The organism is Chlamydia sp. 17-3921 (assembly GCF_902705545.1).
In the GTDB taxonomy this organism is placed as follows: Bacteria; Chlamydiota; Chlamydiia; order Chlamydiales; family Chlamydiaceae; genus Chlamydia.
In genome coordinates this window covers 142,840-164,653 of the sequence record NZ_CACSHH010000015.1, presented here as the reverse complement: position 1 = coordinate 164,653, position 21,814 = coordinate 142,840, and the positions used below count along the sequence as shown (strand labels likewise).

Here is a 21,814-nt window from a genome sequence, read left to right as displayed (position 1 = left end):
TTAGTGAGGGATAGATGCGCCTACTGACCGCTGTTATAACACCTTTTTTCTCAGACTTTCGAATAGATTTTGTAAGTTTGGAACGGATTTTACGACTTCAAGATTTTGCTAATAATGGTATCGTTCTTTTAGGAAGTACGGGAGAAAGTCTCTCTTTATCTTTGGAAGAAAAGCAACAGATATTAGATTTTGTTTGTAGTTTGAATCTTCAAAGTGCTTTATATGTTGGGGTTTCGGGAGCCTCTTTTCAAGAGGCCTTGGATTGGATAGAGTTGTGCAACTCTTTTCCTATTTCTGGGTTTTTGATGACGAGTCCAATTTATGCAAAACCAGGATTTCATGGTCAGACGCTATGGTTCGAAGCTCTTTTGAACAAAGCAAAACGCTCAGCAATTTTATATAATATCCCTTCTCGTGCAGGAACCCCTCTCTATATAGAAACTGTACAGGCTTTAGCAGATCATGAGTGTTTCTTTGGAGTGAAAGATAGTGGAGGTTCTTTGGAGAGCTTCAAACGCTATCAAGAGTGCGCTTCTCATCTTAAAATTTTTTGTGGAGATGATAGTTTATGGCCAGAAATGGCTGCAGGCGGATCTTACGGATTAATTTCTGTAGCAGCAAATGCTTGGGCTCGGGAAACACATAATTATGTTCAGAATCCTCATCCACATGCTTTGTGGCAGGAACTATGCTCGTGGTTGTCTCAAGCAACAAATCCTCTTCCCATAAAATATATGCTTGCTCATTTAGGTTATATAACAAGTCCTACAGTGCGCCCTCCTTTGTCTTTAAGGGATTTTTCTCAAGAGAGGTCTCTTGGTAGTATTATAGAAAAAATGCGTTGTTGGAAGGATTTTTCTCTTGCAAAATAGCAGGAAGAGCTTTTTTGTGTTGCAAGATCTTGATTTTAAACGGTGTTGTGGGTAGTTTTTGCTTACTTAAGAAGCGCTATTTGTAATTGTTTATGCTACCGAATAACCCTTGCTCTTCAGAATATAAGATTATTCCTGTTTCTCCTATACAAAAGTGCACCCAAATACAAATCTCTCCTTTAGCAAAAAAATGTTTACTTCGATTTTTAGATTGGTTTTGGTTATTTTTAAATACATTAGGGAAAACGCATAGTTGTTATTATCGTGTGATAGCTTTTGTTCTTCATTGCGCTTTCTTATTTTTTTCTATGATTTATTTGACCGCGACAAGTTTTGTTCAATTCATCTGTCTTCCTCTGATCTCTGATTTGCATTATCGTCATTATCAAAAGAAAAGATAATTCTCTTTTTCTTAAGAAAAATGCACATGTTTTTGTCCTTATTTTCGAAATGAAAATAGCCTTCCTACTACTCTTTCAAAAGCAAATAAGTAGAAAATTAAGTTTTTAAAAATAATTTTGTTTTTGAAAAGTATATTGCAAGATTTGATGCAGTTTTGTAGCTTTTCTTCGTTAATTGTTTTTATCCAAAAGTTTATGATGCGTTCTTTTATTTATTGTTTATTAATTTTTTCTTTAACACATATTGTTTCTTTTGCGCAGGGTGTTTCTTGTCCATTTCCAAGTTCTAATAGCGTTGAACGTTTGCAGACACCAACTCAAAATATGTTAGTACTTATTGATCGTCACCCGAGAGAGAACAATCCTTACTATAAAGCTTTCTTAGTAGGCCTTCGTCTACAAGATACTATTACGGATATGTTTGTTATTAGCCGTAATTTAGATCAGATATTATTAAATCAAAATGGCTGTAGTACCAGTATTTATCATACTGCTCATGCTCAAAACTTTAGACATGAAGAGTATGTACAAACAGGTCTTGGTGTAGAATTGGGATCTGTTTTTAGCTTGCCTGCGTTTCCTGATACTATTTGGGGATGCTCTGGAGGACTGCTTACTGGTGCGTCACATGATATGGAGTATAGATCTAGACTGCTTTCCATAGCATACTATTTCTCCTTAGGAGGGGAATGTCCGTTTATTGAACTTTATTCTGAAGATTTAAGTGCCACTAATGTCTCTATTTTTGGAAAAGTTGTTTATTGTCGTTATTTGAACGTAATTTCTAATGAGTATTCCACTCTGCGCGACAATGTAGGGGATTGGACAAGTTTGGGTGCTCTTGCTGAAGTTGGTCTGCATGCACAAACGATAACTCCATTCTTTCCTCGTATAGCAGGAATAGGACATATAAAACTTCAAGCGATAAGAACTTCTCAAAAGCCTTTTATAGAATCTTCGGTAGGATATGGGCGTGCGTTTTCTTCTTCATTTTTCCGTGCTATAGATCTTCCCATAGGTTCTGGTATAGAGTTTTTCTTAGATGAAAATAACAGAAACAACGTCTTCTCTTTAGAAGGGGTTATAACTATAGGAATGAAACGTAATTTCTCTGACAGTGTCATTGTTTATAGGGGTGAAATATTATCTATAGTGTCTCCTACGGAATGGGATCCTCTTGTTAAAACTGATGTGCATTTTGCTTATCGTGGACAAATATTAAAAGCTCCTCAGTGTGAATTTTTATTCTCTTTAGGATCTCGAAGAAATCTAAAAGGGAAGGATTCTGTCTATAGTAAAACCTCTTATCCTGTAAATATCCGTTTTGCTTCAGAATGGGCTTTTTAGCAGTTGTTTAACGGTTGTGTTTAAACTATTTAAACCTTTCCTTTTAAGAGAAGGAAAGGTTTTTTATTCTTCCTTTTTGAATAAAACTATGAGAGAAGCTCTTCATTCGTGTTTCCCTTGATTTATTTATAACCCTTTTGTATGTCATGTATAAGTTTTTATTTTATTCAAGAACTCATACGATGAAGTCTCTCCTCTATCAATTTTTAATCACATCCTCTTTCGTTTTCCCTTTTTCTTTGAACGCTGCTATTACATCTCCCCTAGGTGAGAGCTTCGATGGATTGAACGGAGGAACAAGCTTTTCAAAAATAACAGATGATGCATCAGGAGTAGTGTATAATTTAGAACGAGATGTCTCGATTGCGAATATAGGATCTCCGACTGTTGTAGCGACGACAAGTTGTTTTCAAAATAATGAAGGGAATACAACGTTTTTAGGTAATTGGCATTCTCTTTCTTTTATAAATTTGAAAACTTCTGCAGTTGGAGCTGCTGTCAATGCTGCGAAACAGACATTGCTATTTTCTGGATTTTCCAAACTCTTTTTTACTTTAACGGCTCAAAAGGGGGCTATAAAATCCATTGATTCCTTAATTTTTGAAGGAAATTACGGAGTCTTCTTTGATCAAAATACATCATCAGAAAATGGTGGAGCTATTAATGCAGAAGCTCTTATCATAAGAGGTACTCGCGATTCTTTTTCTTGCAATCAAAATAAAGCCTCAAAAGGGGGTGCAATTGCTGTTACAAAAGAAACGTTCGTTACTGCTAATAGTGGGCTTATCTATTTCCTTAGCAATTCTGCTACGGGTTTTGGAGGGGCGATTTTCTCTGAGGCGAATACGACTATTAGTGGAAATTCCCAGGTAATATTTAATAACAACAGTTGTACAGGAAACTCTGATGCTTCTGGAGGCGCTATTTATTGTAGTAAAGGAGCTACTCCAACTCCATTACTGACAATTATTGGAAATAAGAATCTTTCTTTCTTAAACAATATGTCAAAGACGAGTGGTGGCGCTATTTATGCAGACAAGCTTATTTTATCTTCCGGTGGTCCTACATTATTTTTAGATAACTCTGTAACAACAACAACGACTCCTAAGGGAGGCGCAATAGCAATCAAAAGTAGTGGTGAAATCGGGTTGACTGCAAATGGTGGAGATATCGTATTTGCAGGTAATATGGTTATTACTAATTCAACAACGAAGAAGCATAATGCTATTGATGTCGATAATAATGGAAAGTTCACTAATTTACGGGCTTTAGAAGGGCGCTCCATTTATTTTTATGACCCCGTTACAATGACCGGAACAGCGACTCCAGCTTTAAATATTAATCAGGCTGATACCACTTCTTCAGCGAATTATAATGGTACTATTGTTTTTTCCGGAGAAAAGCTGACAAAGGCAGAAGCTAATAATTCGGATAATCTAACTTCTATATTTAAACAAGCTATTAATATCTCTTCAGGAACTCTTGTTTTAAAAGACGGTGTTACCGTAAAAGCTCAAGAAATAACACAAACACCTGGTTCTCAAGTTGTTTTAGATATAGGAACAACTTTAGAAGCAGAAGCAAAAGATATTAATTTGAATAAAGTGGCAATCAATATCAACTCTCTCGAAGGAACGACTAAATCTGCAGTTATAAAAACATCTGCCGATAATAAAACAATAACTCTTCGTGGGCCTATAACTTTTATTGATAGCGAAAATTTGTTTTATGAAAATCATGATTTGTTCACTGAAAAGACCTATTCTTTATTGCAATTGTCTAATAAAGGGACGGGGGGAACGATTACACTAACAGATGTTCCTGATGCTCCTGTTATTGCTCCTCACTATGGTTATCAAGGAACATGGAAGTTATCTTGGGCTGATTCTACAGGAGCAACTACGCCAAAAACAAAAACTGCTACAGTTAAGTGGACGCAAACAGGTTATAATCCAAACCCCGAGCGAGTTGGATCGCTAGTTCCTAATAGCTTATGGGGGGCTTGTGTAGATTTACGTTCCTTACACCAACTGATGTCTGCTCATGCTGATAGTTTGCAGCCTCATAGAGGATTTTGGTTCGCTGCCCTTGGGAATTTCTTTCACAAGGATAAAACAGCATCTAGAAAAGGCTTCCGTCATATCAGTACAGGGTATGCTTTAGGAACTAGTAAAGAAACTTTAGAAGGAAATCTTGTTAGTATTGCATTTTCAGAACTTTTCTGCAGAGAAAAAGACTATCTTGCTTCTAAAATAAACGGGAGAATGTATTCAGGATCTCTCTTAATTCAACATATCGCTTATTTGGATAATTTTATCTATTGGGTATCTTCAGGGGCTAGAAAAAAAATTCGCTTTGTAAGAGTTCCTGGAAATTTCCCTATGATTTTGGAGAGTCAACTGACCTATGGTCAAGCTCATAACTCTTTAAAAACCTCATATACGCATTTTCCTCAGACAAAAGGAAACTGGAAAAATCATAATATTGCTTTAGAAGGTGGGGCGAGTGTACCTATTTTCATTTCAGAAAATGGTAGAATCTTCCAAGGGTTTTCTCCTTTTGCTCGTGCACAACTTATCTATAATCGTCAAAATGGTTTTAAAGAAAAAGGCACTGAAGCTAGACGCTTTGATGATAGTCATTTGACTTGTTTCTCTTTACCTATGGGTTTGAAATTTGAAAAACTTTCAAAAGAAGAAACTTTTGCCTATGACATCAGTGTTACTTATATTCCCGATATTATTCGAAGTACTCCAGATTGTACTACGACCTTACTTGTGAATAACGTATCTTGGGATAGTCTAGCTACGAACTTATCAAGGCATGCTTTGGCATTGAGTATGACGAATCACTATTCCTTTAATAGTCATTCAGAATTCTTCAGCCAAACTGCTTTTGAATGGCGAAGTTCTTCCCGTAATTATACGTTAGATATTGGATGCAAAATACACTTTTAGATAACTTTCTAAAAAACTAGCATTATAGTGTTTTTCAAAAAGCAAGATCTGAAGTCCAGGTCTTGCTTTCTTTGTTTTCTTTCTATATGAAACAAGATAGTTTGTCCTAGTAAAGTATAGAAATGAAAACCTATTTTCGTTGGCCGATTTTTTCATTAGCTTTAACCTTTTCTTCTTCCCTATTCGCTACTTCAACACAGATAGATTTAACTTCAAGAGATAGCTTCGATGGTTCTAGAGGAGGAAGTTTTTTTTCAAAGATTTCCTCTGAAGTTGAAGGAACTACATATGTTTTTAAAGATTCTATTTCAATAATTAATGTTCCAACTTCTTTAGAAGTTGGAGCCACAGCAACCTGTTTTAACAATACTGTGGGGACATTGACGTTTCAAGGAAATGGGTTTGCTTTCTTATGTAAAGATCTTAATTTTTCTTTGATTCCCTCTGTGATTAGGAGTACAGCAGTAGGTAAAACAGTATCTTTATCAGGATTTTCTTTACTTTCTTTTATCCGGTCTCCCTCTGAAGTACTCACAACAGGACAAGGTACTCTAAATGTTGCAGACACTTTGATTTTGTCTGAAAATTCTCAAATAATTTTTCAAAAAAATTTTTCAAAAGAGAATGGCGGGGCTATTAAAGCAAAAAGCTTGTCTTTAACAGGATCTACCGAATCTGTTTTATTTGACCAAAATAGATCAAATAAAAGAGGTGGAGCAATCTTTGCTCCAGATGCAATTATTTTGTCTAAAAATACTGGTACATTGATATTTTCTAATAATTCTTCGGAAGCATCTGGAGCAGCTTTATTTACAAAAGGCAATTTGATAATAAAAGATAACGCTTCTGTGTCTTTTTTAAAAAATAGTGTAATAGGAACATCAGCAACCTCTGCGAGAAGAAAGCTCGGAGGGGCTATTTGTGGATATAAAACTACTACAGAAGCAACAGCATCAGCTTCAATCCCAACTTTAATTTTTTCTGGTAATAAGAGTTTAATTTTTTCTGAAAATTCCTCTACTGCAAGTGGAGGAGCGATTTTTGTTAAAAAGTTAGATCTTTCTTCAGGAGGCTCCACAGTTTTTAAAAATAATTTTGCTGTAGGAGACGCAGCTACAAGAGGGGGAGCTATTGCGATAGAATCCGGAGGAGAACTGAGTTTGTCCGCAGATGTTGGAAATATTACTTTTGAAGGTAATACAGTAGTCACGACAGATAATAGTGGAGTAACAAAAAGAATAAGAAATGCAATTAGTATTGGTGCTAATGGGAAAATCACGAACTTACGTGCTATAGAAGGTTGTTCTATCTTTTTTTATGATCCTATTACTTTTGAAAATGGATCAACATCACTCCCAATTACAACTTTAACTATCAATGCTCCTGATACTACAGAAACAACAAGATATAAAGGAACTATTGTTTTTTCTGGAGAGAAGCTGACTGCTGAGGAAGCTAAGCATACTGATAACGTAAGTTCTACAATAAAGCAACCTGTTGCTCTAGTTGCAGGGACTTTGTCTTTAAAATCTGGAATTAATCTGATAACTGAAGAGTTTACTCAAACTCAGAAATCTCTTCTTCTTATGGAGGGAGGGACGACTTTATCATCCAATGATGATATTACTTTAACGCGTTTAGCTCTCGACTTAAATTCTTTAAGCGTAGGTCCTGCTAAAATAGAGGTAAAGAATACTAGCAAGAATTTAACAATTGCTGGTCCCATTGATCTTATAGATCCTACAAGTTTATGTTATGAGAACCATGATTTTCGGGAAACTTTAGATCTTTCATTATTGAATTTGAAAGCTACAGGAACAGTCGTGCATACAAATGTGCCTGCTACTCTTATAGAATTTCCAACAGCACATTATGGATATCAAGGATTATGGAACATTTCTTGGTCGGATACGGCTACTACAGAGTCTGTAGCTAAAATTACTTGGACAAAGACCGGTTATATAGCAAATCCTACAAGAAAAGGATTTTTAGTTCCCAATAGCTTATGGGCAGCGTTTTCTGACGTATGTTCTTTTCAGCAGTTAATGGAGAATAGTACTAATGCTGAGCTTGAGAGGTCAGTGTTTTGGGGAACTGGTTTATCAAACTTCATGCATAAAGATAAGACAAAATCTCGTTTAGGCTTTAGGCATATTGCAGCAGGTTATGTACTGGGTGCTGGTAGACGACAGATTTTCTCTGATGATGTTTTCAGAATAGCCTTTTGTCAGCTTTTTGGAAGAGATAAGGATTATGTTTCGACAAAAAACCAAGGGACGGTTTATGGAGGGTCTTTGTATTATGAGCGTACAAGATTCTTTTCTCACCCAAAATTTATATCCTTTGTTGATGAATTCCCTATAGTTTTTTCAGGACATCTAAGTTACTTGCACACAAGTAATAGAATGAATACCCTATATTCAACGAGAGAGAAAGTCAGAGGTTCATGGGGAAATGATTGTCTCGCTTGTACTTTGGGAGGAAGTTCTCTATTTAATCTTTCACAACCTCATCTATTTCATGAGGTTGCGCCTTTTATAAAGCTACAATTTGTATATGCTCGGCAGCAAAGTTTTAGAGAGCATAGTATAGAAGCTCGACACTTTGGTAGTAGTGATTTAGCAAACCTCTCTCTCCCTATAGGGGTATCTTTGCAAAAAGAATCTGAGATAAATCCTTCAGTTTACGATATTACTGTGATGTATGTAGTTGACATGTTTCGTCGTAATCCTAATTGTGCAACGACATTGTTGATTAGCGGAGATTCTTGGACTACTTATGCTGCAAACTTAGCCCACCAAGCAATAGTTATTCGAGCTGAAAATTATTATAAATTTAATTCTAACTTTGAATTATTTAGTCAATTTGCTTTTGAATTACGAGGTTCTTCACGTAATTATAATGCGAATCTTGGTGGCAAGTTAAGTTTTTAAAAAATTCAAGGAAAAAACTTAATTTCTTTCCTAATACAACGACTATTTTTTGCTTTCTTATTTATTTTCTTTTTTATATACCTTTGTATCGTTTTCGATTTCTAACTTGTTATTTTTTTGTGAAAATTAGTTTATGATTAAAAATTTTTTTATATTTAGTTTTATTTTAAGTTCTGTTTTTCCTGTTTTTTCAATTTTTGGAGAGGAGGAGTTTTTAGAAGAAAACTTTCATCAAAAAGCTGCTCCAACTCAAGTTAATTGTGAAGAAAATATAGGGTTAGATACCCTGTTCTTAACTCTATCAGAAGATGGACAGGGATTATGTGAAGAGCTTATAGCTTTATATCAAGAAGACAATTGTGATAATAAGCATATCTTTGAAGTTCTCGCCTGTTTACCTTCTGGGCAAAAATTTATTAATTCTTGTGAAAAGATTTTTTCAAAAATAAATGTCACTGAAGACGAAGTCACCAATGAGACAAACCTTTCAGAAAAATTTTTGCAAAAACTCGATGAAATTTCTCAGTTTTGGAAACATAGTAAACATTCCAAAGAAATAGATTACGCTAATAGAGAATTAGATATCCGTGAACGAGAACTAGAGTTTAGAAAAGACTTACTTGTGTGGAAAAAAGAATATGCTGATAAAAAACTAGCTTGGGAAAAAGAAAAGTATGCTCGAGAAGCATTATCATCAGTAAATTGATGTAGTATTCATTTGTTCTTACAGTTTCCTAAGAAACTTAAGTAAGAGCAGAATATCGGTATCTATAATATAATTATCAGATTCATATGAAAGAAAAGCATAACGCGGAAAACTCTTCGTTATGCTTTTCTTTTTTTCTTTTTAGGATGAGTATATTCGTTGATGTTTTTTAAAGTGAGATCAAGGAAAAAAAGTAGAAAGCTTTTTATAGATCTCATTTGAATAGAAGGAGATACTATGGTTACGCCAGTTCAAATTCCCTTACAAGAAATAGAAACATCTGAATCGAATTCAGAAGATAATCCATCTGGGCAATCTTCCGTAAATCCTGCAGCTGCTGCTACTTCTTCTCTTGTAGAATCTATTATTTTAAGTTCTGTAAGTGGAGAAAGTATACCCCAAGGATCCATAGAAGATCTTATTGATAATGAAGATATTGGGGGGGGGGGGGGGGTTATATGCATAAGTGATTCCGAGCGACCCGATCCTGCAGACTATTTGATTCCAATAACCTACATTAATGGAAGTTGGCAGACGCGAATAGAAGCTCAAACTGAAGGTATGCATATCAGTGAGATTCGAAATGGTGAGCCTGTAAGAGTGTTGTATAATTCTGGGAGAGGGATTTCTGCAGAAGGATTGCTTAATAGGCGCTATACAACAAGTCCTTTGAATCCTTTATGTCGTTCTTTATTTGAGATTTTGCGAGCATTTTTTTCTCACCCAGAAAATGAAAGACGAAGGTATACCCTCATCTTTTTTGGTGATGGAGGGATTTTTATTCAACAGGTTTTGGATCATTCTCCTTATGCTGAGCGTGTAGATTGTATAGGCATAGCTCCAACAACATATGTTGTAGGTCATCAAAATGTATATCATTTTCGAGTGACCGGAGATGTACTGACTTTACGAGATCGTTATGGTTATAGTCATGCTAATAATGTTCGTACTTTAGGGTATTCTTCTGGAGCAGAAAGTATTTCTACTCCAGGTTTGAGATGTCCCTCATATCAATATGTTTTAGGTATGCAAGATCCTTCTCAATTAAATGCAGGTCATGAGACTACAGATCCTGCTGTTGCTATGGCGTTGATACAAATTGGGAGTGATATGAATGTCTTCGCAGAAAGTGAATATTTGTATAATACTCGTACTACTCACGAAGCTATTGTGAACGCTTCTCCTTCTACTTTACCCGATACAGTTCTAACAGGAATATTTCTTATTCCTAGTATTGTTGCTTTGATGCAAGACGTCTTTGTTCGCAGTATATTGTTTCCTGAAGATCAATATTTTTATTGGGTATCACATACCGGGTATCTCTTAAATCTTTTACAAAGATTTACTTTGCTTTTGACAAATCCTAGGAGTTTAAGATTCGGTTGGAGACGTTTTCGCTTAATTGCTCGAACTCTTACATGTCCGATACTATTAATCTCTGCCGCAGAAAGCATGAACTACATGCAGAGAATGCAAAGACCAATTCCTTTGTTACAAGCTATTTATATTGGTGGCTCAGTGATGAGTGGCACTTGGGTGTTTTTAGCTTTTGGGAATACATTTTTAACTCATTTGCGTTTAAGAGCTCAAAGATTTGGGTTAAGAGTTATGAATGATCCTGAATACATGCATCGTGGTGATGGAAGGAGCATTGTGTTACGTGTTGCTGATGCAGGAAGACGTAGAGTGGCAGAAGCTCTTCCTAATATGCTAGCAGGAGTTGTTGCAGGAATTGGTGCAGGAGTGTTAAATGCCTGTTCTATTTCTAGCCCATTATCCACAGGGCAAAGAGCAGCATATCTTAATGCAACAGGACAAGCTTCAAATAGGACAGAGATCTTTGATCCAGAAATTTTAAGGGATCCTGCTGTTGCATGGAGAACAGGAGATTGGTTTGGGCTTTCTGCAACGATCTCTCTCATATTGGGAATTATTGTGATTTGTACCACAATCGGAGTTATGGTGAATTCTGTAAGATTAAATCGGCATCGTAGATAATAAAACAAATTTCACAATCTTAGTCTAGATAAGGAAAATTTGTATTTTCTTAGGAATAGATAGAACTTTTTGTATGTCATTTAAAAGAATGGGGCAGGCAGGGTTTGAACCTGCGACCGACGGGTTATGAGTCCGCTGCTCTAACCGCTGAGCTACTGCCCCGAGAAATAGGATATACTATCACAGGTTTTCTTAGATAAGCAAGAGGTATCCTTTTTTAACTCGTTATAAGGACGTCTTTAAGTAACGAATCGAGAGTTGTTTCATTTTCATATACAAGGCTTCTCCTCCATTAACTCTACCAAAAGACAGGTATTGGCTAAGTTGCTGAAAAAATTCTGGCTTACAAGTAAGAATAGTAACGGGAGTTTCTCCTGAATAAACCTCACAAAATAAAGAGGCGATTCCTGCAGAAATTAATGCTTCAGTGTAAGAAAAAAAAAATAAGCGCCCATCTTGATATCTTTCATAAAGATAAAGATCGCTTTGACAACCTATAACAAGATTCTCTTTTAAAAGTTGTGTTTTATCAAATAAATCTTGGTGAGGTGTTTTATCCATTAATTTTTGATAAAGAATATCTTTATGAAAAGAGTCTGGAAACAACCTTTGAGTTATCTTGTGTTGTTTTTTTAAACATCCTGCATGTTGAAGGGGACAAACCGGTTCCAAAGTTACTCCATGACGCGGCCAGGCTCTTGTTTAAGGTGTAGTTGCTGTCGAGATAATGCTAATAGTTGTAGATTGGTTTTTGCTATTAGAGTATCCAAATTTTCAAGTAAATTAGTTGCAGAAGATTCTGCTGGAGGTAAATTAAAAATATGGGGGAGAGGAGTATTCATTTCTAGTCGTAAAAGATTCAGAGAATTCTTAAGTTCTGTTTTTTCAACTTCGAGGGAACTTTTTTCAACAAGTGTTAGAATTTGTTTTTGCATGATGAGTTGTAATTTTAATAGTTGACGCTCATTAATTGCTCTCTGAATTTTCTCTAGTTTTTTTTGATGAACTTTTGCATCTGCAACATAATTTGCTTCATCTCCAAAACGTATGCCGTAGGTTGCTGTGATGCTAATTTGGTTTCCTATACAGAAACCTATAACAACTCCAACAGCTTGTGGGATAGCATAAATTAATGCAGAAATTGAAGCTATTATCGTAGCTAGCAAAATTTGCCGAGTTCCGTTAGGGTCCAATTGTTGGAGTCCATAGTTCATGAGATTCCATAAACTATTCATATTCGAATGCTTGTTTTCTCTATCTAAGAAATTGGCACTAAAAACACCAAAAATAACACCCAGGCCGAGTCCTATACCAAGCCAAATGGTTAGAGTAATGGCCACTGTGTGATGACAAGCAACAATTAAAGCCCATGCAAGTAGATATAATAGGATATATTTCCAGTTATCACGTAAGAATCGATTGATCTTTTCAGCTACGCTACGCAAGCGTCCTATACATGTATTAGGTAAATTGTAAGGTTCTTTAGGAAGAGAAGCTATTGCTGGAAGCGGAGAAAGCCGTTTAGAGAAGTCTAGAGAGGTTTCTTTTTGAGAAATTAGAGAAGTTTCTTGAGAACATGTTTCCGAAAAAGAATCTAAAATTAAAGACGGTGTAGGAGAATTTGTTCTAGAATTTGAAAATGTGGGTATAACCATTTTGTTAATAAATATCTCTAAATAAAAGAATTATATCGTAAAAAGCGATATTTTTCTTTGGAAATAATGATTCTTTTATCGTGAAGTATCAACTATTCATTATGAGTTCTATAGATTACAGAGAAAGGCGTTTGACTTTTTCTACACGTTGAATATAATGCCAATGCATTATACGGGCAAATCGGAAAACTCTATAATCTAGAGTAAAGTCTGTCCATTTGGCCAGCCTTTAAAGCTTTCGAGAAAAACCTTTATTAAAGGATCGTTAAAATAGATGGCAAAAAAAGAAGATACTATTGTGCTCGAAGGTAAAGTAGAAGAACTTCTCCCCGGAATGCATTTTCGCGTACTGCTTGAAAACGGTATGCCTGTCACAGCTCATCTATGCGGAAAAATGCGTATGAGTAATATCCGCTTACTTGTTGGAGACCGAGTCACAGTTGAAATGTCTGCTTATGACCTTACAAAAGCTAGAGTTGTCTATAGGCATCGCTAACTATTTTCTATTGATGTTTTAAAATAGGTTACATAGACTGAGAAGTTCTCTGAGCCATAATTAATAGAAAAGCAGGCCCAGGTAGCTCAGTGGTAGAGCACTTGCATGGTAAGCAAGCGGTCGTAGGTTCAATTCCTATTCTGGGCAAGGAATGGTAGGAGTAAAAAAATTTTTTTTAAAGAGGATTCTGAAATGTCAAAAGAAACTTTTCAACGTAATAAGCCCCACATCAATATTGGGACTATTGGACACGTTGACCACGGGAAAACTACGCTAACAGCTGCTATTACGAGAGCTCTTTCGGCTGAAGGTTTAGCGGATTTTTGCGATTATAGTTCAATTGACAATACTCCCGAAGAGAAGGCTCGAGGGATTACTATTAACGCGTCCCACGTAGAATACGAAACAGCTAATCGACACTATGCCCATGTGGATTGCCCTGGCCATGCTGACTATGTTAAAAATATGATTACCGGTGCTGCACAGATGGATGGCGCGATCTTAGTTGTATCTGCAACAGATGGTGCTATGCCGCAAACTAAAGAACACATTCTTCTTGCTAGACAGGTTGGTGTACCTTACATTGTTGTTTTTCTCAATAAAACAGATATGATAGCTCCTGAGGACGCAGAGCTTGTTGACCTTGTGGAGATGGAATTGTCAGAACTTCTTGAAGAAAAAGGTTACAAGGGTTGTCCAATTATCCGCGGTTCTGCTTTAAAAGCTTTAGAAGGTGATGTATCTTACATTGAGAAAGTTCGCGAATTAATGCAAGCTGTGGATGATAATATCCCAACTCCAGAAAGAGAGATAGACAAGCCATTTTTAATGCCCATCGAAGATGTCTTTTCTATTTCTGGTCGTGGTACAGTTGTTACCGGACGTATTGAGCGTGGAATTGTTAAGGTTTCTGACAAGGTTCAGATTGTTGGATTGGCAGAGACTAAAGAGACCATTGTTACCGGTGTCGAAATGTTCAGGAAGGAATTACCAGAAGGTCGTGCTGGAGAGAATGTTGGTCTTCTTCTTCGAGGTATCGGTAAGAATGACGTTGAAAGAGGAATGGTCGTTTGTCAGCCTAATAGTGTAAAACCTCACACTAAATTTAAGTCTGCTGTTTATGTTTTGTTGAAAGAGGAAGGTGGTCGTCATAAGCCTTTCTTCAGTGGTTACAGACCTCAATTTTTCTTCCGTACAACAGATGTAACAGGTGTTGTTACACTTCCTGAGGGTACAGAAATGGTTATGCCTGGAGATAATGTGGAACTCGATGTAGAGCTCATTTGTCCGGTGGCTCTTGAAGAAGGAATGAGATTCGCTATTCGTGAAGGTGGCCGAACAATCGGAGCTGGAACGATTTCAAAAATCATTGCTTAAGTTTGATTGTTAAGCGTAAATGAGTGAGGTAGTAGAATCTTTTCTAAATCCTCGCTCCTTGGGTGTGTAGCTTAGATGGTAGAGCAGTGGCCTCCAAAGCCGCCGGTCGGGGGTTCGACTCCCTTCGCACCCGTAGTTTGTCTTTTGATTTTAAAGTTGGCTTATGAAGCAGCAGAATAATCGTGAAACTCTTTCTCGCAAATTAACTATAGCTAAAAAGCAAGCTAAATTAGCAGGGAGTTTCTTAGATGAAGTTAAGAAAATAGAGTGGGTTAGCAAGAAAAATCTAAAAAAATATGTTAAGATTGTTGTTATGAGTATTTTTGGTTTTGGTTTTGCTATTTATTGTATAGACCTTATCTTTCGTAAACTGCTTACATTTTTAGGTAGTATAACAAGCTTTTTGTTCGGTTAGTTCATGTTTAAGTGGTATGTCGTTCAGGTTTTCACGGCCCAAGAAAAAAAAGTAAAAAAAGCTTTAGAGGATTTTAAAGAATCTTCGGGAATGGCGGAATTTATACAAGAAATTATCTTGCCGAGCGAAAATGTAATGGAAGTCAAAAAAGGCGAACATAAGGTTGTCGAAAAATATATTTGGCCAGGGTATCTTTTAGTTAAAATGAACCTCACAGATGAGTCTTGGCTATATGTAAAAAGTACAGCTGGTGTCGTGGAATTCCTTGGAGGATCGGCACCTGTAGCCCTTTCAGAAGATGAAGTAAAAAATATTTTAACCGATATGGAAGAAAAGAAATCTGGAGTCGTGCAAAAACATAAATTTGAAGTGGGCTCTCGGGTTAAAATTAACGACGGCGTTTTTGTGAATTTCATTGGAGTTATTTCTGAAGTTTTTCATGATAAAGGTCGATTAAGCGTAATGGTTTCCATATTTGGTCGAGAGACAAGAGTCGATGATCTAGAATTCTGGCAAGTTGAAGAAGTTGTCTCAGGACAAGAAAGTGAATAAATAGAATAAAACCAGTGTATTCTTATTAGCCATCTTCTTATAATTTTAGTTTTTCGTTTCTTACCCTCTATCTTTAGAGGAGTGTCAACGCAAAGTAAGGTTCAGTATGTCGAATAAAAAGATAGTCAAGATAATCAAACTGCAAATTCTTGGAGGAAAAGCTAATCCAGCGCCACCTATCGGACCCGCTCTAGGCTCTGCTGGAGTCAATATTATGGGTTTTTGTAAGGAATTCAACGCAGCAACTCAAGATCGTTCGGGAGATCTTCTTCCTGTAGTGATTACGGTATATTCGGATAAAACCTTTACTTTTATAACAAAACAACCCCCAGTGTCTTCTTTGATTAAAAAAGTTTTGAATTTGGAATCTGGTTCTAAGATTCCTAATAGAACAAAAGTTGGGAAATTAACTCAGATTCAAGTTGCTGCAATAGCAGAACAAAAGATGAAAGATATGGACGCTGTTCTTCTTGAATCCGCAAAACGGATGGTAGAAGGTACAGCTCGAAGTATGGGTGTAGAAATAGAATAACTGTGTTATGTAGTAGAGATTATGACCAAATGTGGAAAACGTATACAAGGTATCTTAAAAAGTTATGATTTAGACAAATCATATTCCTTGATAGAGGCTATAGATATTTTGAAGCAATGTCCTCCTGTTCGTTTTGATCAAACCGTAGACGTTTCTGTGAAATTGGGTATTGATCCCAAAAAAAGTGATCAACAAGTTCGTGGTGCGGTTTTTCTTCCTAATGGAACTGGAAAAACTTTAAAAATATTAGTTTTTACTTCTGGAGAAAAAGCTAAGGAAGCTGTGGCTGCTGGAGCTGATTTTGTCGGTAGTAATGAGCTTGTTGAGCAAATAAAAGGTGGTTGGCTTGATTTTGATGTCGCTGTTGCAACCCCTGATATGATGAGAGAAGTTGGAAAATTAGGAAAGATTCTTGGGCCAAGAAACCTTATGCCAACTCCTAAAACCGGAACTGTAACAACAGATGTTGTTAAAGCGATTTCTGAATTGCGCAAAGGTAAAATCGAATTTAAAGCTGATCGTGCTGGTGTATGTAATGCTGGAGTTGGAAAGCTTTCTTTTGAAAATGTTCAAATAAAAGAAAATATTGAAGCATTCTGTAATGCCTTAATTAAAGCTAAACCCCCTGCGGCCAAAGGGCAGTATTTAGTATCTTTTACTGTTTCTTCCACTATGGGGCCTGGGATTTCTATAGATGCTAGAGAATTAACGGCGTCTTAATTGTTCAGAGGAAAAATGAAAGAAGAAAAAAAATTGCTTCTACAAGAGGTAGAAGAAAAAATTTTAGCAGCCCAAGGTTTTATTTTAGTAAAATATCTTGGATTTACAGCCGTTTATGCTCGAGAATTTCGTAATTCCCTTTTTGGGATTTCTGCAGAGTTTGAAGTGTTAAAAAAGAGAATTTTTTTTAAGGCTATAGAATCCACAGGCTTGCAGTTCGATTGTCCTAATGTTGAAGGGCATCTTGGCGTAGTATTTTCTTATAAAGATCCTGTTTCTGCTGCGAAACAAATATTAAATTTTAATAAACAACATAACAATTCTTTGGTTTTTCTTTCTGGAAGAATAGATGATACTTTTCTTTCTGGTGAAGAGGTTGAAGCTATAGCGAAACTACCATCTCTCAAAGAACTCAGACAACAAGTTGTTGGCCTTTTAGCTGCTCCTATGTCTCAGGTCGTTGGAGTTATGGAATCTACTCTTTTTGGCATTCTTTCTTGTGTAGAGCAGAGAGCAGAAAAAATTCAAGGATAAAGTTAAATTTTTCAAATTAAGTAAGGGTGACGAAGTGACAACAGAAAGTTTGGAAACTTTAGTAGAGAAATTAAGTAACTTAACAGTGCTTGAATTGTCTCAATTGAAAAAACTCCTAGAGGAGAAGTGGGATGTTACAGCTGCTGCTCCTGTTATGGCCGTTGCTGCTGCTCCTGGAGGAGAAGCTGCCGCTGCAGAGTCAACAGAATTTGCTGTGATTTTAGAAGAAGTTCCTTCTGATAAGAAAATTGGCGTTTTAAAAGTCGTTAGAGAGGTAACAGGTCTTGCTTTGAAAGAAGCTAAAGAAATGACTGAAGGCTTGCCTAAGATTGTTAAAGAAAAAACTTCTAAAGTTGATGCTGAAGATACTATCAAGAAACTACAAGAAGCCGGAGCAAAAGCTTCTTTTAAAGGGTTGTAATGTAGAGAAAAGAAAATATTTTAGGATTTTTCTTTTCACTTCTTTTCATGTATAAAAAACTATAGTGTTCCCTTTTACAAGTATACACAGCTTGTGTAAGGGAGGTTTTGTCGCATCAAAATAGCAGGAGAGCTAGCATGTTCAAGAGCCCACATCGGGTCAGTGTTAAAAAAAAGGAAGATGTCTTAGATCTTCCTAATCTTATTGAAGTCCAAATTAAGTCGTACAAGCAGTTTCTTCAGATCGGTAAGCTAGCAGAAGAAAGAGATAATGTTGGTTTAGAAGAAGTCTTTAGAGAAATTTTTCCAATTAAATCGTACAATGAAGCTACAATTTTAGAGTATCTTTCTTACAATTTGGGGGTCTCCAAGTACTCTCCTGAAGAATGTATCCGTAGGGGAATTACCTATAGTGTAACGCTGAAAGTTCGTTTTCGTCTTACAGATGAAACTGGAATAAAAGAAGAAGAAGTCTATATGGGAACTATTCCTATTATGACGGACAAAGGAACTTTTATTATCAATGGAGCTGAGCGTGTTGTTGTTTCTCAAGTACATCGCTCTCCAGGAATAAACTTCGAACAAGAAAGGCATTCTAAAGGGAATCTTCTTTTTTCGTTTAGGATTATTCCTTATAGAGGAAGTTGGTTAGAAGCTATTTTTGATATCAATGATTTAATCTATATTCATATTGATAGGAAAAAGCGTCGACGAAAAATTTTAGCAATGACTTTCATTCGAGCTTTAGGCTACTCTTCCGATGCAGATATTATAGAAGAGTTCTTTAAAATTGAAGAAAGCGCTTTGAGAAGCGAAAAAGATTTTTCCATTCTTGTCGGAAAAGTTTTAGCTGATAATGTTATCGATGAAACCTCCTCTTTAGTCTATGGTAAAGCTGGAGAAAAATTGAGCACTGCCATGTTAAAACGCATGTTAGATGCTGGTATTTCATTAGTAAAAATTGCCTTGGGGGCTGATGAAAATCACCCTATTATTAAAATGTTGGCAAAAGATCCAACAGACTCTTATGAGGCAGCTCTTAAAGATTTCTACCGTAGATTACGTCCTGGAGAACCTGCTACCCTTGCAAATGCTAGATCTACGATTATGCGATTGTTTTTCGATCCTAAACGTTATAATTTAGGACGCGTCGGGCGTTATAAGCTTAATCGTAAGTTGGGTTTCCCAATGAATGACGAAGTATTATCACAAGTAACATTGCGAAAAGAAGATGTTATTGGTGCTCTTAAATATTTAATTCGTCTGAAAATGGGAGATGAAAAAGTTAGTGTTGATGATATTGATCATCTTGCTAATCGTCGTGTTCGTTCTGTTGGAGAGCTTATTCAGAACCAATGTCGTTCTGGACTTGCTAGAATGGAAAAGATCGTGCGTGAACGTATGAATCTTTTTGATTTCTCTGCAGATACATTAACTCCAGGTAAAATTGTCTCTGCAAAAGGTTTGGCAAGTGTTTTAAAAGATTTCTTTGGGCGTTCCCAATTGTCTCAATTTATGGATCAAACCAATCCTGTTGCAGAGCTTACTCATAAGAGACGTTTGTCAGCATTGGGACCTGGAGGTTTGAATAGAGAGCGTGCAGGTTTTGAAGTTCGTGACGTCCATTCTAGCCACTATGGTCGAATATGCCCCATTGAAACACCAGAAGGACCAAACATTGGTTTGATATCCTCCCTTTCTGCGTTTGCTAAAATTAATGAATTTGGATTTATTGAAACTCCTTATCGCATTGTTCGTGATGGAGTGGTTACTGATGAAATCGAGTATATGACAGCGAATGCAGAGGAAGAGTGCGTTATCGCGCAAGCTTCTGCAAACTTGGATGAATTTAATATGTTCACAGAGTCTGTTTGTTGGGTTCGATATCGTGGAGAGGCTTTTGAAGCTGATACCTCTACAGTAACACATATGGACGTCTCTCCGAAACAGTTGGTTTCTATTGTTACAGGATTAATTCCTTTCTTAGAGCATGACGATGCGAATCGTGCTTTAATGGGATCAAATATGCAACGTCAAGCTGTACCTTTACTAAAAACAGAGGCTCCTATTGTCGGAACAGGATTAGAAGCTCGCGCAGCGAAAGATTCTGGAGCTATTGTTGTTGTTGAGGAAGATGGAGTTGTTGAATTTGTTGACGGCTATAAAATTATTGTCGCATCAAAACATAATCCAACAATCAAGCGTACATACCAGCTGAAGAAGTTTTTAAGATCTAACTCTGGAACATGCATAAATCAGAGGCCATTATGTTCTGTTGGAGACGTAGTAGTCAAAGGTGATGTTATCGCTGATGGACCTGCCACGGATCGGGGAGAACTTGCTTTGGGTAAGAATGTTCTTGTTGCTTTCATGCCGTGGTATGGATACAACTTCGAAGATGCTATTATCATTTCTGAAAAATTAATAAAAAATGATGCCTATACTTCTATCTACATTGAAGAGTTTGAGTTAACTGCTAGAGATACTAAATTAGGAAAAGAAGAGATCACTCGTGATATTCCTAATGTATCTGAAGAAATTTTAGCAAATCTTGGTGAAGACGGTATTATTCGTATTGGTGCAGAAGTTAAACCAGGAGATATTTTAGTTGGTAAGATTACTCCAAAGTCGGAAACAGAATTAGCTCCGGAAGAACGATTGCTAAGAGCTATTTTTGGAGAAAAAGCTGCTGATGTTAAGGACGCCTCTTTAACAGTTCCTCCGGGCACTGAAGGCGTTGTTATGGATGTTAAAGTCTTTAGTAGAAAAGATAGACTATCAAAAAGTGATGATGAGCTTGTTGAAGAGGCTGTTCATCTTAAAGATTTGCAAAAAGGGTATAAAAACCAAGTTTCAGCACTTAAAACAGATTATAAAGAAAAAATCGGAGCTTTATTGCTTAATGAAAAAGCTCCAGCAGCAATTATTCACCGACGTACTGCGGACACTTTAGTTCATGAGGGTGCTATCTTTGATCAAGAAATGATTGAACTTCTTGAACAAGAAGCTTTGGTAGATCTTCTTATGCCTTCATGCGAGATATATGATGTGTTAAAAAGTCTTTTATCTGATTATGAAACAGCTCTACAATGCTTAGAAGTTAATTATAAAACTGAAATAGAACATATTCGCGAAGGAGATGCTGATCTTGATCATGGAGTAATTCGTCAAGTGAAAGTATACGTTGCTTCAAAGCGTAAGCTTCAAGTTGGAGACAAAATGGCGGGACGCCATGGAAATAAAGGAGTGGTTTCTAAGATAGTTCCAGAGGCAGATATGCCTTATCTCTCTAACGGAGAAACTGTTCAAATGATTCTTAATCCTCTAGGAGTGCCATCTAGGATGAACCTAGGGCAAGTATTGGAGACTCATTTGGGTTATGCTGCTAAAACTGCAGGAATTTATGTTAAAACCCCAGTTTTTGAAGGTTTCCCAGAGAATCGTATTTGGGATATGATGATAGAGCAAGGTTTACCTGAAGATGGAAAGTCTTTCTTATATGACGGTAAAACGGGTGAGCGTTTTGATAATAAAGTTGTAATAGGCTACATCTATATGTTAAAACTCAGTCACCTAATTGCTGATAAAATTCACGCAAGATCTATTGGGCCGTATTCCTTAGTCACACAGCAACCTCTCGGTGGTAAAGCTCAGATGGGAGGTCAGAGATTCGGGGAAATGGAGGTTTGGGCTTTAGAAGCTTATGGTGTAGCTCATATGCTCCAAGAAATTTTAACAGTAAAATCTGATGATGTCTCTGGAAGAACAAGGATTTACGAATCCATTGTCAAAGGAGAAAATCTCTTAAGGTCAGGAACTCCTGAATCATTTAACGTGTTAATCAAAGAGATGCAAGGCCTGGGGCTTGATGTTCGCCCTATGGTTGTAGACGCTTAAAA

18 protein-coding genes and 3 tRNA genes are annotated in these 21,814 nt (G+C 36.6%); 18 read left to right on the top strand and 3 right to left on the bottom strand.

Annotation, left to right across the window (positions count from 1 at the left end):
• The first annotated feature begins 14 nt into the window (after nt 1–14).
• The 7 genes from dapA to JMS40_RS04450 all read left to right on the top strand — a co-directional run bounded on the left by dapA (nt 15) and on the right by JMS40_RS04450 (nt 11,214).
• Nucleotides 15–872, top strand: coding sequence for a 4-hydroxy-tetrahydrodipicolinate synthase (gene dapA / locus JMS40_RS04480; protein WP_201457073.1), 858 nt, complete (start codon nt 15–17; stop codon nt 870–872).
• Between the two features lie 92 nt (nt 873–964).
• On the top strand, nt 965–1,273 hold the full coding sequence (locus JMS40_RS04475; protein WP_201457072.1) for a hypothetical protein: 309 nt from the start codon (nt 965–967) through the stop codon (nt 1,271–1,273).
• Between the two features lie 195 nt (nt 1,274–1,468).
• Complete coding sequence (locus JMS40_RS04470; protein WP_201457071.1) at nt 1,469–2,620, top strand: hypothetical protein; 1,152 nt, start codon at nt 1,469–1,471, stop codon at nt 2,618–2,620.
• A gap of 182 nt (nt 2,621–2,802) precedes the next feature.
• Nucleotides 2,803–5,577, top strand: coding sequence for a polymorphic outer membrane protein middle domain-containing protein (locus JMS40_RS04465; RefSeq protein ID WP_201457070.1), 2,775 nt, complete (start codon nt 2,803–2,805; stop codon nt 5,575–5,577).
• Nucleotides 5,578–5,699: 122 nt separating this feature from the next.
• Nucleotides 5,700–8,510 carry a polymorphic outer membrane protein middle domain-containing protein gene (locus JMS40_RS04460; protein ID WP_236558952.1) on the top strand — a complete coding sequence of 937 codons (2,811 nt, stop codon included), beginning with the start codon at nt 5,700–5,702 and terminating at the stop codon, nt 8,508–8,510.
• A 133-nt stretch (nt 8,511–8,643) separates the two neighbouring features.
• Nucleotides 8,644–9,216 carry a hypothetical protein gene (locus JMS40_RS04455; protein WP_201457069.1) on the top strand — a complete coding sequence of 191 codons (573 nt, stop codon included), beginning with the start codon at nt 8,644–8,646 and terminating at the stop codon, nt 9,214–9,216.
• A gap of 237 nt (nt 9,217–9,453) precedes the next feature.
• Nucleotides 9,454–11,214: a DUF687 family protein gene (locus JMS40_RS04450; RefSeq protein ID WP_201457068.1), complete on the top strand. Its 1,761-nt coding sequence runs from the start codon at nt 9,454–9,456 to the stop codon at nt 11,212–11,214.
• Between the two features lie 89 nt (nt 11,215–11,303).
• Here JMS40_RS04450 and JMS40_RS04445 read toward each other — a convergent pair.
• The 3 genes from JMS40_RS04445 to JMS40_RS04435 all read right to left on the bottom strand — a co-directional run bounded on the left by JMS40_RS04445 (nt 11,304) and on the right by JMS40_RS04435 (nt 12,869).
• A tRNA-Ile gene (locus JMS40_RS04445) sits at nt 11,304–11,376 on the bottom strand.
• Nucleotides 11,377–11,439: 63 nt separating this feature from the next.
• The gene (locus JMS40_RS04440) at nt 11,440–11,886 is read right to left on the bottom strand and encodes a SufE family protein (RefSeq protein ID WP_201457067.1); all 447 of its coding nucleotides are present in this window, start codon (nt 11,884–11,886) and stop codon (nt 11,440–11,442) included.
• A gap of 2 nt (nt 11,887–11,888) precedes the next feature.
• A complete protein-coding gene (locus JMS40_RS04435; protein ID WP_201457066.1) occupies nt 11,889–12,869 on the bottom strand; it encodes a hypothetical protein in 981 nt (326 codons plus the stop codon).
• A gap of 274 nt (nt 12,870–13,143) precedes the next feature.
• On the opposite strand from JMS40_RS04435, the gene infA reads away from it, so the two are divergent.
• The 11 genes from infA to rpoB all read left to right on the top strand — a co-directional run bounded on the left by infA (nt 13,144) and on the right by rpoB (nt 21,812).
• Nucleotides 13,144–13,365 carry a translation initiation factor IF-1 gene (infA, locus tag JMS40_RS04430; protein ID WP_201457065.1) on the top strand — a complete coding sequence of 74 codons (222 nt, stop codon included), beginning with the start codon at nt 13,144–13,146 and terminating at the stop codon, nt 13,363–13,365.
• A gap of 75 nt (nt 13,366–13,440) precedes the next feature.
• Nucleotides 13,441–13,512: transfer RNA gene (locus JMS40_RS04425), tRNA-Thr, on the top strand.
• Nucleotides 13,513–13,557: 45 nt separating this feature from the next.
• Nucleotides 13,558–14,742, top strand: coding sequence for an elongation factor Tu (tuf, locus tag JMS40_RS04420; RefSeq protein WP_201457064.1), 1,185 nt, complete (start codon nt 13,558–13,560; stop codon nt 14,740–14,742).
• 60 nt (nt 14,743–14,802) lie between these two features.
• Nucleotides 14,803–14,875: transfer RNA gene (locus tag JMS40_RS04415), tRNA-Trp, on the top strand.
• A 30-nt stretch (nt 14,876–14,905) separates the two neighbouring features.
• Nucleotides 14,906–15,157 carry a preprotein translocase subunit SecE gene (secE, locus tag JMS40_RS04410; RefSeq protein ID WP_201457063.1) on the top strand — a complete coding sequence of 84 codons (252 nt, stop codon included), beginning with the start codon at nt 14,906–14,908 and terminating at the stop codon, nt 15,155–15,157.
• Between the two features lie 3 nt (nt 15,158–15,160).
• Nucleotides 15,161–15,709, top strand: a complete 549-nt coding sequence (gene nusG, locus JMS40_RS04405; RefSeq protein ID WP_201457062.1) for a transcription termination/antitermination protein NusG — start codon at nt 15,161–15,163, stop codon at nt 15,707–15,709.
• A gap of 106 nt (nt 15,710–15,815) precedes the next feature.
• Complete coding sequence (gene rplK / locus JMS40_RS04400) at nt 15,816–16,241, top strand: 50S ribosomal protein L11 (protein WP_201457061.1); 426 nt, start codon at nt 15,816–15,818, stop codon at nt 16,239–16,241.
• Nucleotides 16,242–16,262: 21 nt separating this feature from the next.
• Entirely contained in the window at nt 16,263–16,961 is a 699-nt protein-coding gene (gene rplA, locus JMS40_RS04395) for a 50S ribosomal protein L1 (protein ID WP_201457060.1), read from the top strand.
• 15 nt (nt 16,962–16,976) lie between these two features.
• A complete protein-coding gene (gene rplJ / locus JMS40_RS04390; protein WP_201457059.1) occupies nt 16,977–17,495 on the top strand; it encodes a 50S ribosomal protein L10 in 519 nt (172 codons plus the stop codon).
• Nucleotides 17,496–17,529: 34 nt separating this feature from the next.
• A complete protein-coding gene (gene rplL / locus JMS40_RS04385) occupies nt 17,530–17,916 on the top strand; it encodes a 50S ribosomal protein L7/L12 (RefSeq protein WP_201457058.1) in 387 nt (128 codons plus the stop codon).
• Nucleotides 17,917–18,053: 137 nt separating this feature from the next.
• Nucleotides 18,054–21,812 carry a DNA-directed RNA polymerase subunit beta gene (rpoB, locus tag JMS40_RS04380; protein WP_201457057.1) on the top strand — a complete coding sequence of 1,253 codons (3,759 nt, stop codon included), beginning with the start codon at nt 18,054–18,056 and terminating at the stop codon, nt 21,810–21,812.
• Nucleotides 21,813–21,814 lie beyond the last annotated feature (2 nt).